Annotated in this window: 11 protein-coding genes, 1 tRNA gene and 1 riboswitch; of the genes, 1 reads left to right on the top strand and 11 read right to left on the bottom strand. The window is 31.6% G+C overall.

The annotated features are described in order from the left end of the window. Positions 1-21 precede the first annotated feature (21 nt). Complete coding sequence (gene selA / locus I4U58_RS02830; RefSeq protein ID WP_195929531.1) at positions 22-1,425, bottom strand: L-seryl-tRNA(Sec) selenium transferase; 1,404 nt, start codon at positions 1,423-1,425, stop codon at positions 22-24. 172 nt (positions 1,426-1,597) lie between these two features. Between selA and I4U58_RS02825 the strand changes: the two genes are divergently transcribed. After that, a tRNA-Sec gene (locus I4U58_RS02825) sits at positions 1,598-1,694 on the top strand. Between the two features lie 329 nt (positions 1,695-2,023). On the opposite strand, the gene I4U58_RS02820 is transcribed toward I4U58_RS02825, so the two are convergent. From I4U58_RS02820 to fdhF (I4U58_RS02775), 10 genes are all read right to left on the bottom strand, one after another. Then, a complete protein-coding gene (locus I4U58_RS02820; protein ID WP_195929530.1) occupies positions 2,024-2,515 on the bottom strand; it encodes a MogA/MoaB family molybdenum cofactor biosynthesis protein in 492 nt (163 codons plus the stop codon). A gap of 12 nt (positions 2,516-2,527) precedes the next feature. Beyond that, the gene (locus tag I4U58_RS02815; protein ID WP_195929529.1) at positions 2,528-2,959 is read right to left on the bottom strand and encodes an MOSC domain-containing protein; all 432 of its coding nucleotides are present in this window, start codon (positions 2,957-2,959) and stop codon (positions 2,528-2,530) included. Positions 2,960-3,007: 48 nt separating this feature from the next. Beyond that, a complete protein-coding gene (gene moaA / locus I4U58_RS02810) occupies positions 3,008-3,985 on the bottom strand; it encodes a GTP 3',8-cyclase MoaA (RefSeq protein ID WP_195929528.1) in 978 nt (325 codons plus the stop codon). A 63-nt stretch (positions 3,986-4,048) separates the two neighbouring features. Continuing rightward, positions 4,049-4,531 (bottom strand): cyclic pyranopterin monophosphate synthase MoaC, encoded by a 483-nt coding sequence (gene moaC, locus I4U58_RS02805; protein ID WP_195929527.1) that lies wholly within the window; start codon positions 4,529-4,531, stop codon positions 4,049-4,051. 1 nt (position 4,532) lies between these two features. Then, a complete protein-coding gene (locus I4U58_RS02800; protein ID WP_195929526.1) occupies positions 4,533-5,567 on the bottom strand; it encodes a molybdopterin-binding protein in 1,035 nt (344 codons plus the stop codon). A gap of 11 nt (positions 5,568-5,578) precedes the next feature. Next, the gene (gene mobB / locus I4U58_RS02795) at positions 5,579-6,109 is read right to left on the bottom strand and encodes a molybdopterin-guanine dinucleotide biosynthesis protein B (protein ID WP_195929525.1); all 531 of its coding nucleotides are present in this window, start codon (positions 6,107-6,109) and stop codon (positions 5,579-5,581) included. A 26-nt stretch (positions 6,110-6,135) separates the two neighbouring features. Beyond that, positions 6,136-7,341 carry a gephyrin-like molybdotransferase Glp gene (glp, locus tag I4U58_RS02790; RefSeq protein WP_195929524.1) on the bottom strand — a complete coding sequence of 402 codons (1,206 nt, stop codon included), beginning with the start codon at positions 7,339-7,341 and terminating at the stop codon, positions 6,136-6,138. Between the two features lie 80 nt (positions 7,342-7,421). Further along, positions 7,422-7,557, bottom strand: a riboswitch (molybdenum cofactor riboswitch). Continuing rightward, the gene (locus I4U58_RS02785; RefSeq protein ID WP_295573582.1) at positions 7,550-8,155 is read right to left on the bottom strand and encodes a molybdenum cofactor guanylyltransferase; all 606 of its coding nucleotides are present in this window, start codon (positions 8,153-8,155) and stop codon (positions 7,550-7,552) included. Its footprint overlaps the riboswitch before it by 8 nt. A 212-nt stretch (positions 8,156-8,367) precedes the next feature. Then, complete coding sequence (gene fdhF, locus I4U58_RS02780; protein ID WP_195929522.1) at positions 8,368-11,064, bottom strand: formate dehydrogenase subunit alpha; 2,697 nt, start codon at positions 11,062-11,064, stop codon at positions 8,368-8,370. Positions 11,065-11,270: 206 nt separating this feature from the next. Continuing rightward, complete coding sequence (gene fdhF, locus I4U58_RS02775) at positions 11,271-13,967, bottom strand: formate dehydrogenase subunit alpha (RefSeq protein WP_195929521.1); 2,697 nt, start codon at positions 13,965-13,967, stop codon at positions 11,271-11,273. Positions 13,968-14,161 lie beyond the last annotated feature (194 nt).

Genomic DNA, 14,161 nt, shown 5'->3' with positions numbered 1-14,161 from the left:
CAAGAATATCCCCCTAAGCTATTAGTTAAAAATATCTTTTAATTCTTTTATTATAAAATCAAATTCATCTTTTTCTATCGTTCTAACATCTAAGATATATTTATCTTCGTTTATTCTTCCAATTATATGAGACTCACTATTTCTAAGTCTCTTTTCAAGATAAGATACACTAAATTTATTCGGCTTTATTGTTATGACATATGTATCTAATCTTTCTAGTGGCATGGAACCACCTCCAACTTGAGATATCCCTTTTTCTTTTTCAACTTCTGCATCTATATTCAAATCTATTATTTTACTTAAAAGTATCGTCGCTTTTATTTCTAGTTCTTCTATGCTATAAGTTATCATCCTCAATGTCGGTATACTTTTTATTGCATCTTCTTCATCTAAATATATTCTCAATGTAGCTTCTAAAGCTGCTATTGTCATTTTATCTACTCGAAGCGCTCTTGTTAATTGATTCTTTTTCATTTTTTCTATATATTTTTTCTTCCCAACTATAATTCCAGCCTGTGGTCCGCCTAGCATTTTGTCTCCACTAAATGTAACTACATCTGCACCCTTTTTTATAGAATCTATTACAGTAGGTTCATATGATAACCCATATTTAGATAAATCGATAAATACTCCACTTCCTAAATCTTCAATAATCGGTATATCTTTAAACTCTTCTTGTCTTTTTAATTCATCTATCTCAACAGATTCAGTAAATCCTAAAATACGATAATTGCTAGTATGTACCTTCATTATCGCCTTCGTATTTTCACTTATGGCATCTTTATAATCTTGTATATGAGTTTTATTAGTTGAGCCGACCTCAACTAATCTCCCACTACCAATTTCCATTATGCTTGAAATTCTAAAACTGCCTCCAACTTCAACAAGTTCACCTCGTGAAACAACTACTTCGCCGTCCTTTGCCATTGTATTTAAAACTAATAATACTGCCGCTGCATTATTATTTACAATTAATACGTCTTCTGCCCCAGTTAATTGTTTTATTATATCGACTAGATGGTCATACCTAGAGCCTCTTTTCCCTTTTGACAAGTTGTATTCTAAATTTGAATATCCAAAACCAATTTGAATTAACTCTTCTTTTACTTTTGGGCTTAATTTAGAACGACCTAGGTTAGTATGTATAACTATACCCGTTCCATTTATAACCCTCTTAATAGATAATTGGAATTTATTTTTTGTAGAATTGATTATATCATCAACTAAAGTTTCTTCCTTTATATCAAATAAACTTAAACTATCTTCATCTAAATTTATAATTTCTTTTCTCTTTAATTCAATTATTTCTCTTATCGATTCTAATACTAATTGTCTCGGATAATTATTTAATAAATCTTCTATTTTATAATTTGACAGCACTTTGTCAACTGAAGGCAATTTTGATAAAATCTTCCCCTTATTCAAGCCAATCCCCCCTGTAGTTATATTCTTTTTTCATATAATAATTATAGCTTATTTTACATAATAATACTTAATTCCACACATTTTATTACATTTTATGGAAATAAAGTTGAAATTTAAATTATAACTTGTTATTATTAAATAGTGATATAACTATCACAATAAAATATATCTTGGGGGAGGATGAGTTCTGGTGTTCTCTCTAGTCTTCAAAACTAGTACGAGGGGTTAGGAGCCTCTTAGGTGGGTTCGATTCCCACCCTTTCCCGCCATTATAAAGCAAAAAAGTATGCCATCTATACATATAAATGGCATACTTTTTTGTTTTATATATCTAAAATTTAATAACTATAAATTATCATATTTTAAATATAATTCAATTTTTTAGTTGTTATAACAACCGCAATTTTCAATGTAAAATAATATCATACAGTTATGGGATTATATTTAGGAAAGTATTTAATACAAGCCTGTATATTTTATCATCAACATAAATAACTCTATATTCGTCAAACCCTTTATTTTTATAAAGATTTGAAACCCATAATTAGGTCCAATATAACCCTGTATTTATATTGGACCCCTGTTCAAATAATTACATCTATTTTCTAGCACATTCGCTAGCCTCACCAGTTAATATATCTAATCCATGTTCAAGAGCTGGCATTAAACATTCCATACATTCTTTTACGGCTTTAGGACTTCCCGGCATATTTATAATTAATGTAGATTTTCTTATTACTGAAACTGCTCTACTAAGCATTGCTTTTTTAGTAAATTGCATGCTATAAGCTCTTATAGCTTCTGATATTCCTGGCACCAATTTTTCAGCTATTAATAGTGTAGCTTCTGGAGTGTTATCTCTTTTTGAAAATCCTGTTCCCCCTGTCGTAAGAATTAAGTCTACTTCGTTGTTATCGCATAAATTTTTCATCTCTTCTGCTAAAACTTCTTTGTCATCTGGAAGTACTCTGTAGAATTTAACTTCATATCCGAATTCTCCAACGATTTCTTTTATTTTAGCTCCACTTTCGTCTACTCTTTCCCCACGCGAACCTTTATCACTTGCAGTTATAATTCCAACTCTATACATATTATCCACCTTCTATTCTACTATTTCTATTTGATCTCCTGGCTTAATTTTTCCACCTTCTAATACTCTTGCAAATATCCCATTTCTAGGCATGATACAGTCGCCCATCTTTTGGAATATTTCACATCCATGGTGACATTCTTTTCCGATTTGAGTTATTTCTAATAAAACATCATTACATCTAAACTTAGTTCCTACTGGTATTGTTTTTAAGTCCCAACCTTCAACCAATAAATTTTCTCCGAAAGCACCTGGTTTGACACCTGCTCCTCTAGCATTAAATTCTTCTACTTTTTCAAATGAAAGTAAACTAACTTGTCTATGCCATTTTCCAGCATGTGCATCACCTTTTAGTCCAAATTCAACTATAAATTCCCCTTCGTCTATTGGATGTTTTTGAGTTCCTTTTTTTTCACTTATACATACATTTACGATTCTTCCCATTGCCAATCTCTCCTTAATTTTTATCCAAATTTTTAATTATTTAAATATCTATCCGCCTATTTGAACCATATTTTTAACTTCGATATCTTTTTCTCCGTTAGTATGTCCAAACTTATGGCTTAATGGTTTATTCCATATAGTATCATGAATTAATACTTTTAAATCTTCATCACTTATTCCACTTCTTATAGGCGCTTTTAAATCAATTCCTTTATTGTAATGAAGACATAATTTTAAAAATCCATTAGATGTAAGTCTTATTCTATTGCATGATTCACAAAACTCATGACTTATAGCACTGATAAAACCTATACATCCTTTCATATCTTTATTTTTATAATATTTAGCTGGACCATTTCCTCTCTTTTCAGTTACTGGTTCAAATGTTCCAAAATTACTTTCTAAAATTGAAAGTATTTCATCATTGTCTATTTGAGTATATTTTTTCCCAAATCCAATCGGCATCAATTCTATGAATCTAACATCGATTTCTCTATCTTTTGCAAAATTTGCGATATCAGCAAGTTCATTTATATTAAAATCTCTAATTGCTAGACAATTTATCTTAACTCGAATACCTAAATTATATGCTTTATCTATAGCCATGAGTACTTTTTCAAGCCCATCTCTTCTAGTAATTTGTTTAAAGTTATCTTCTTTCAAAGTATCTAAACTTATATTAATTGCATCAATTCCAGCATCATATAAATCATCCAACATATCGTAAAGCAGTATTCCATTAGTAGTCAAAGTTACTTGCTCTATTTTATCTAGATTTTTTATATCTCTAATTAAATTTACAATATCTTTTCTGACTAAAGGTTCTCCACCTGTTATTTTAATTTTTTTAATTCCTAATTGTGATACAGTTTCACAAATTCTTAAAATTTCTTCATAAGTAAGAATTTCTTCATGTGGGATGCTCTCTAAACCTTCTTCTGGCATACAGTAAACGCATCTTAAATTACATCTATCTATTACAGATATTCTAAGATAATCAATCTTTCTATTTAATTTATCTAACATATTTCATTCCCACTTTCAGGTATATTATTATGTAAATTTTTCTCTTGGTTTATGTAACTATTTTTATTCATTAAAGTAAAAATCTCCGCTCTTTCCACCAGATTTTTTTACTAAATGCACATCTGAAATAACCATTCCTTTATCAATAGCTTTACACATATCATAAATAGTTAAAAGTGCAACATTTACACCTGTAAGAGCTTCCATTTCTACCCCTGTTTTCCCACTTAATTTCACAAGACATGTAGCACTTATACTTTTTTCTTCTTCATTAAATTCAAAGTCTACTTTTGCCTTTGTTAACATTAATGGATGACACATTGGTATTAGTTCTGATGTTTTTTTAGTCGCCATAATTCCAGCCACTCTAGCAACTGCAAGGACATCTCCTTTTGCCATATTTCCATTTATAATTCTTTCATATGTTTCATCACATACAAATATTTTTCCTGTTGCTATAGCTTCTCTTTCTGTTACATTTTTATCTGTAACATCTACCATAACTGCATTTCCATGTTGATCAAAGTGATTTAATTTTTCTGCCATCTTATACTCCCTTTCCAAATCCACAGTTAGGGAATGTGCATATATCACAACTTAAGCATAATCCACCTAATCCTAATCCAGCTAAATCGTCGCTTGTAACCATATCATCAGCCATAAGTCTTGGTAAAACTAAGTCAAATACTGTTCTTTTAGAATACATTACACATCCTGGTAATCCTACGATTGGAATTTCTTTTTCATCTTTTTTATAATAAGCAAGTAACATCATTGCTCCTGGAAGTACTGGAGCTCCATAAGAAACTATTCTCGCTCCTGTGCTTTTTATTGCTCCTGGTGTCTTATCATCAGGATCTACACTCATACCTCCTGTGCATAATACCATATCTGCACCTTGCTCTATGAATGATTCTGTTGCTTTCGCTATTTTTTCCATGTCATCATTTACGATTGTTTGACCGATTACCTCTGCCTCAAATTCTTTAACTTTTTCAGCTACTACTGGTCCAAAAGTATCTTTTATTCTTCCATAAAAAACTTCATTTCCTGTTGTAACTATACCTACTTTTTTCTTTTTAAACGGCATTAATGATAATATTGGTGAGTTTCCTGCAACTTCTTTCGCTTTTTCCATCTTCTCTTGTTCTATTAGAAGTGGTATTATTCTTGTTCCTGCAAGTTTATCACCTTTTTTAACAGTAGTATTTGTGTGTCGAGTTGCTATCATCATCTCTCCCAAACTATTTACTGCCCTTAAACTTTCTACATTGATTTTTAAAAGTCCATCTATTTCTGCTATTATTTCTATTTTTCCTTCTTTTACTTCTGATTGGCTCATATTTTCATTTATACATATATCTCTTAAATATTCAGCCGCCTCATTTTCGTGAAGTATACCTTCTTTCTTTTCCCATATATATAGATTATCTTTTCCTAATGATAGTAAAACAGGAATGTCCTCTTCTGTTACTATATGTCCTTTTCTAAAAGCTGTACCTTTTTTTACATCCTTTATAATTTGAGTTATATCGTGGCAAAGAACATGCCCTACCGCGTCTTGAGTCTTAACACATTTCATAAAATCATCTCCTATTTCACTTCAATATACTGAATTATTTTTTCAACAATCTCTTCTATATTATTTAAATTAATTATTGGTTTATCTATATCTAAATTTTTTATATTATTTTCAACGTTTATATCTGATGCAATTGCAATTAAATTCTCTTTATTACAGACAGATTCATATGAATTATTATTTCTTATTATCTCTATCTTTGGATAAGTAGATTTTTTAAATCCTTCTAAAAATATTATATCTGCCTCTGGAAATAAATCTATCAATTCTTGTTCGTTAGTTTCTTTTTGTTCCTTAACTACTAAAAACTTATTTCTTGAAAAGACAGCTGTTCCATATGCACCAGCTTGTTTATGTTTGTAAGAATCAGTCCCTTCTATATCCGCATTAAAATCATGACCATCATGTTTTATTGTAGCTACATTATATCCCAAACTATTAAACTTTTGTATTAATTTTGTTATTAATGTAGTTTTTCCCGAATTCTTAACCCCACATATTGCAATAATCACTTGCTGTTTTAACTTATTTCTTTTTGTCATATACTTAAAAAATTCTCCTATTGGATTTATAAAAGTACAACTTGTACCTTTTCTCCTTTATCTAATTTAGGTGTGCCTGGTTTTATATCTATCAAGCAATTACATCCTATCATTGAACCAAGCATTCCTGATGAATGTCCTCCTTTTGGAAGATATACCTTTCCTTCATCATAAGTCGCCCTTATTAATCTTCTTCCTCTGCTTTCTTTTAAAAACTCATCTTGTAATACAGCTTCTTTTCTTACTTCTTTTAAATCTGGGTCTTGTCCCAACTTATATAATAGTTGTTTGCCCATAAGTTCAAATGTGGCTATTGCAGCAAATGGATTTCCAGATAAACATAGTAATGGCTTATTTTCATAAAGTACATATATAGCTGGTGTTCCTGGTTTCATGTTTACTCTCCAAAATACTCTTTTTGCATCTAATATTTTTATTACTTGATGCATAATATCTTTTTTTCCAACTGAAACTCCACCCGTAGTGAAAACTACATCTACATTTTTGATAATTTCTTTAATTTCATTTGCAATTAAATTTTCATCATCTCCCATTACTTCTGCAACAACAACTTCACATCCTAGTTCCTCTAATCTAGATGCTATCATTCTTCTATTACTATCATATATTTTCCCTTCTGTAAGAGGTTTTCCACCGCAAATAACTTCATCCCCAGTACTTATTAAAGCTACTTTTGGTCGTCTGATGACTTTAACTTTTTCATATCCCATAGATGCTATTATTCCTATATGTATATAACTTAATTTTTCTCCTAAGTTTATTAATTTACTGCCCTTTGTAATATCTTCACCTTCAAAACAATAATTTTGATGATGCTTTACTTCTTGATAAATTTCTACTATTTCCATTCCATAATCAGTAGATTCCTGCCTTATGACACAATCACATCCCTTTGGAATTTTTGCACCTGTCATTATTCTAATTGTTTCATTTTTACCTACTTCTTTATGAGTATATCCCCCGGCACAAATCTCATCTATAACTTTTAATTTTATAGGATTTTTTTTACTTGCACCTGTAATATCTTCTGAATTCAAGGCATAACCATCTAATGGAGAACGATCAAATGGAGGTTGATTAATTGGAGCAATTATATCTTCACCTATAATTCTCCCCCTAGCTTTCTCTATACTAACTTCTTCTATATCGTTTATACTTTTAACGGAATCACAAATTAACTCTATCGCTAATTCAAGTTCTATCCCTACCATATCATGTTTCCTCCCTAAAAAAAATTGCTATATAATCTATTAATTTGAAAATAGAAAATATAGCTAATAAAGGTATTACGCTACCTTTGATAGTTTCCCCTTCTCAAATAACGGATGGCTACAACGTTTCCATCATAACCTGAAGTAATTTTTAAATTACTTGGCTCAGTATCATAGTTTTCCCTTAGATACTTTTGCTCGGAGAATATTAAATTTTATTTTTTAATGAATCATATTCCTGTGGTGTATTTATATTACTTAATGTCTCTAATTCTATATCAGTATCTTCTATATTTATTTTGACAAAGTTACTCTTATCTATTAAATAGCTCAACTTATAATTTTTCTGCTTTATCATTTCTTCTATAATTGGAATTACTTTCTTAGAGTATATAGCACATAGTGGATATAGTCTTTCATCTTTATCACAAAAAACTGCTATATCTATATCTTTATTGATATTGTCACATAACTCTTTTATATTTTTCTTTGTAATAAAAGGCATATCACATGCTGTTATAAAGAGATATTCCTCTTTACAATTTAATAAAGATGAATATATACCTCCCAATGGTCCAATTTCTTTATAAATATCTTCTATTAATTTGAATCCCATTTTTTCGAATTCTTGTTTTTGATTCTTTGAAAATTTGTCATTTATAGATAAATATATGCTAGAAAAGTCATCTAAAGTTTCTTTGATTTTTTCTAGAAATGTCATATTGTTTAGTTTTAGAAGGCCTTTTACATTACCGTTCATTCTACTATTCTTTCCACCCATAAGAATTAGCGCCCCTATATCCAAAACTATCACCCCTATCTATTTGATACTTTAAATTAATTCTAGCATAACTAATGTATTTTTTCAGTATTAGAAAATCCTTATTTTGAAATTTATAATACTTATAAATACATATATATTGAAATAGCCAGAACCTATATTTAATCATATAGGTTCTGGCACCTATTTATATATATTCTGTTCTAATATTTATAAATTTTTCTAAAATCAACTATATTCTAGCTTTATGCTTTTTCAACTTTAACAGCACAAACTTTATATTCTGGTATTCTTGCATATTTATCAAGTGCTGCATTTGTTAACCAGTTTGCATTTCCATCTGGGAAGTGGAATGGCATCCAAGTTTCACCTGGAGATACTTTTGTTCCTACACGAGCAGTTGTTTCTATTTCCCCACGTCTTGAAGAAACTTTTACTCTATCTCCATCTTTAACTCCTATTTTTTCTGCATCTTCAATATTCATTTCTATAAATGACTTGCCTGCTATCTCCATTAATCCAGGAGTTCTACCAGTCATCGCTCTTGTAGTGTAATGATATAATATACGTCCTGTCATTAATATAGTTGGGTATTCATCATCTGGTAATTCTGCAGATGGAACATATTCAGCTGGATAGAACCAACCTAATCCTCTTGTAAATTTACCAACGTGCATTATTGGAGTTCCTGGATGATCTTTAGAAGTACATGGCCATTGAATTCCACCTTCTTTATCAAGTCTTTCGTGGCTTATACCAGCAAAACTTGGAGTTACTGATGCTATTTCATCCATTATTTCTGCTGAAGTTAAGCGTGGTTGAGGATATCCCATTCTATTCATTATATCTGTGAATATATCAGTATCTAATCTCATTTCACCGTCTAATTCTACAGCTTTACGTACTCTTTGAACACGTCTTTCTGTATTAGAGAATGTACCTTCTTTTTCAGCATAACTTACACCTGGTAATATAACATCTGCATATTGTGCAGTTTCTGTCATAAATAATTCGTTCATTACAAAGAAGTCTAAGCTTTCTAATGCTTTTATAACGTGATGAGTATCTGGGTCAGTTACGACAGGGTCTTCACCAAATATATAAAGACCTTTTACTTCTCCTCTTATAGCAGCAGGGAATATGTCTGTTGCATGAGTTCCTGGGTTAGGATTTAATTTAGTTCCCCAAGCTTTTTCAAATTTAGCTAATACTTCAGGATTGGCAACTTTTTGGTATCCTGGGAAGTCTCCTGGTAAAGCTCCCATATCACAAGCACCTTGTACGTTGTTTTGTCCACGAAGAGGGTTAACTCCACAACCAGGTCTACCAAGTTTACCAACTAATAATGCCATATTTGACATTGACATAACACCTTCTGTACCAGTTGAATGTTCTGTTACACCTAGGCAATAGATTATTGGAGCCATGTCTGCTTTAGCATACATTATTGCTGCTTTTCTTAAATCGTCAGGATCTATATGACATATTTTTGCAACTTTTTCTGGAGTATAGTCTTTTACTATTTCTTTTATTTTTTCATAACCTTCAGTACGTTCATTTATGAAGTCCATATCTTGAAGGCCTTCTTCTATAATTACGTGCATTATACCATTAGCAAATGCTACGTTTGTACCTGGTCTTAATTTTAAATGTATATCAGCTTTTTTAGCTAAGTCTATATCACGAGGGTCAACTACTATAAGTTTGCATCCTCTTTGAACAGCTTGACGTATTTGCATACCTACAACTGGATGTGCTTCTTCTGGATTTGATCCAACTAACATTATAAGGTCTGGATTTTTAGTTATGTCTTCGATTGGGTTAGTCATAGCTCCTGAACCTAAAGTCATAGCTAAACCAGCAACTGATGCAGAGTGACAAACACGAGCACAGTTATCTACGTTATTTGTTCCGAATGCACAACGTACTAATTTTTGCATCATGTAGCAGTCTTCATTTGGTGAACGTGAGCAAGCAAATCCTGCTAATGCGTCAGAACCGTATTTTCTTTTTATTTCTAAGAATTTTGATGCTACTAAGTCTAATGCTTCATCCCAAGTAGCTCTTTCAAATTCTCCTGTTTCATGGTTTTTAATTAAAGGATATTTTATTCTATCTGGAGAATGAACAAAGTCAAAACATCCTGAACGTCCTTTTACACATAATAAACCTTTGTTTGATGCTCCATTTGCCGCTTCAACATCTACTACTTTATTATCTCTAACAACTAAGTAGTATTGGCATCCTGTTGCACAGTGTGGACAAGTTGTTAATACTTTTTTGTCTACTTGATATGGACGATATTCTGTTCTTCTCTTCATTGTAAGGGCACCTGTTGGACAAGCTTGAACACAGTTACCGCATGATTCACAGATAGTTTCTTTCCAAGGTATATTGAAAGGAGTTCCTATTACTGAATCAAAACCTCTTTCCATAGTGTCTATTGCCCCACGTCCTACTATTTTGTGACAAGTATTTACACATCTATGACATAAAATGCAAAGATTTGGATTATATGTGAAGAATGGATTACTATCATCTATAGGTAATTCAGTTTGCTCCCCTTTATAAGTTGTTGTTGATACACCATATTCATAACATAAATCTTGGAATTTACAATCCCCATTAGCTCTACAAGAGAAACAATCTGTTTTATGGTTAGATAAAAGCATATCTAAAATATTTTTTCTTGCATTTCTTACTTTTTCACTGTTTGTAGTTACAACAAGTCCTTCGCCAACTTGTGCAGTACAAGCAGTCTCCATTTTTGTTCTTCCTCTGTTTTCGATTTCTACCATACACATTCTACAAGAACCGTCTGGTAGTAAATCCTCTATATAGCATAAAGTAGGTATTTTAATGCCAACAGATTCTGCGGCATGTAAAATAGATGTTCCCTTTTTAGCTTCTACGACTTTTCCATCTATAGTTAAACGTACCATCTTATTTCCCCCTTATTCATATAAAAACTCAAATTATATCTTTAGGAAAGTATCACAGTATCTTCTGTGATACTTTCTGCAATAATTTAATTTATATAAATCTCTAATCGAGTGCCTTCTATTTACATCAACTTTCTAATGTAATAAACTAATGTTTAAGGATACGTTATTTTATATCTATAACATACTTTATACTGAGTCAGCCTTTATGCTTTTGCAATTTTTATAGCACATACTTTATATTCTGGTGCTTTTGCAAATTTATCAAGAGCTGCATTTGTTAACCAGTTAGCATTTCCATCTGGGAAGTGGAATGGCATCCAAGTTTCGCCTGGAGATACTTTAGTTCCAACGACAGCTGTAGTTTGTATTTCACCACGTCTTGATGCTACTTTTACTTTGTCACCATCTTTAATTCCTAGAGCATCGGCATCTTTTATATTCATTTCTATAAATGATTTACCCGCTATTTCCATTAATTCTGGAGTTCTACCAGTCATCGCTCTAGTAGTATAGTGATATAATATACGACCAGTCATAAGAATATATGGGTACTCATCATCTGGCAATTCAGCAGATGGAACATATTCAGCTGGGTAGAAATATCCTAATCCTCTTGCAAATTTACCTACATGTAGTATAGGTGTTCCTGGATGATCTTTGCTTGGACATGGCCATTGTAAACTTCCAACTTCATCAAGTCTCTTATGGCTTATACCAGCAAAACTTGGAGTTAATGAAGCTACTTCATCCATTATTTCTGCAGAAGTTAAATGAGGTTGAGGATATCCCATTCTATTTAATAAATCTATAAATATGTCTGTATCTAATCTCATTTCGCCTTCTAATTGTACAGCTTTACGTACTCTTTGGACACGTCTTTCTGTATTTGAGAATGTTCCCTCTTTTTCAGCATAACTTACACCTGGTAATATAACATCAGCATATTGTGCTGTTTCAGTCATAAACAATTCGCTCATTACTAAGAAATCTAAACTTTCTAACGCTTTAATAATATGATTTGTATCTGCATCAGTTACGACTGGATCTTCACCAAAGATATATAAACCTTTTATATCACCTTTTATAGCAGCTGGAAATACTTCTGTTGCTTTTATTCCTGGGTTTGGATTTAATTTAACGCCCCATGCTTTTTCAAATTTAGCTAGTACTTCTGGATTATTAACTTTTTGGTATCCAGGGAAATCAGTAGGCATAGCACCCATATCACAAGCACCTTGTACGTTGTTTTGACCACGTATTGGGTTAACACCACAACCTTTTCTACCTAATTTTCCAACTAACATAGCCATATTTGACATTGACATAACACCCTCTGTACCAGTTGAATGTTCTGTAACACCTAAACAGTACATAATTGGTGCTTTGTCAGCTTTAGCATACATTATTGCTGCTTTTCTTAAATCATCAGGATCTATATTGCATATTTCAGCTACTCTCTCTGGAGTATAATCCTTAACTATTTCTTTTAGCTCTTCGTAACCTTCAGTACGAGAATTTATAAAATCTGAATCTTGAAGTCCTTCTTCTATGATTACATGCATTATACCATTAGCAAATGCAACGTTTGTTCCAGGTTTTAATTTTATATGCACATCAGCTTTTTTAGCCAAATCTATATCACGAGGGTCAACTACTATAAGTTTACATCCTCTTTGAACAGCTTGACGTATTTGCATACCTATAACTGGATGTGCTTCTTCTGGATTTGATCCAACTAACATAATTAAATCTGATTCTCCTGTTGTATCTGCTATTGTATTAGTCATGGCTCCTGAGCCTAGTGTCATCGCAAGACCTGCGACAGATGGAGAATGTCAGACACGAGCACAGTTGTCTACGTTGTTGTTACCAAATCCACAACGAACTAGCTTTTGCATCATATAAATATCTTCATTTGTTGAACGAGAACATGCAAAACCAGCCAACGCATCTGTTCCATAATTTTTCTTTATATCTAAGAATTTTGTTGCTACTAAGTCTAATGCTTCATCCCAAGTAGCTCTTTCAAATTCTCCTGTTTCTTTATTTTTAATTAAAGGATATTTTATTCTATCTCCTGAGTGAACAAAATCAAAACTTGCTGAACGACCTTTTACACATAATAAACCTTTATTTGATGCACCATTTGCACCTTCAACATCTACTATTCTATTATCTTTAACTAATAGATAATATTGACATCCTGTTGCACAGTGTGGACAAGTTGTTAATACTTTTTTATCTATTTGATATTTACGATAATTTTTTCTTCTCTTCATAGTAAGAGCGCCTGTTGGGCAAGCTTGAACGCAGTTACCACATGATTCACAATTAGTATCTGCCCAATCTATATGGAATGGAGTTCCGATTGCTGAATCAAATCCTCTTTCCATAGTATCGATTGCCCCACGTCCTACTACTTTATGACAAGTGTTTACACATCTATGACATAAAATACAAAGGTTTGGATTATATGTGAAAAATTTATTAGAGTCGTCTATTGGTAATTCAGTTTGTTCACCACTATAAGTAGTTCTTTCTATTCCATATTCAAAACATAATTCTTGAAGTTTACAATCTCCATTTGATGGACAAGAGAAACAGTCAGTTTTATGATTTGAAAGTAACATATCAAGAATATTCCTTCTTGCATTTCTTACTTTTTCACTGTTTGTAGTTACAACAAGTCCCTCAGAAACTTGTGCAGTACAAGCAGTTTCCATTTTTGTTCTACCCCTGCTTTCTATTTCTACCATACACATTCTACAAGAACCATCTGGTAATAAATCTTTTATATAGCAAAGCGTAGGTATTTTAATTCCAACGCTTTCAGCTGCATGTAATACACTTGTACCTTTCTCAGCTTCAACTTGGATTCCATCTATAGTTAACTTAACCATATTATTTCCTCCTTTAATTTTAAATTTATGTCTAATTCTTAATTGATAAATTTCGATTAAATTGATTCATCATATTATTCTCTATTAAATTAATGTTTTTTCATATTATTTTTATTTAGCGTTTTTTAATGCTAGTTTTATATCTGAATTTGTCAATTTTGATTCACGTTTAGGTGCTCTTCTTATATGTTCTT

This window comes from Clostridium sp. 1001270J_160509_D11 (genome assembly GCF_015667935.1).
Lineage (GTDB): Bacteria > Bacillota > Clostridia > Peptostreptococcales > Peptostreptococcaceae > Intestinibacter.
The sequence above is the reverse complement of the archived record's forward strand: the minus strand, read 5'-3'. Positions and strand labels throughout refer to the sequence as shown.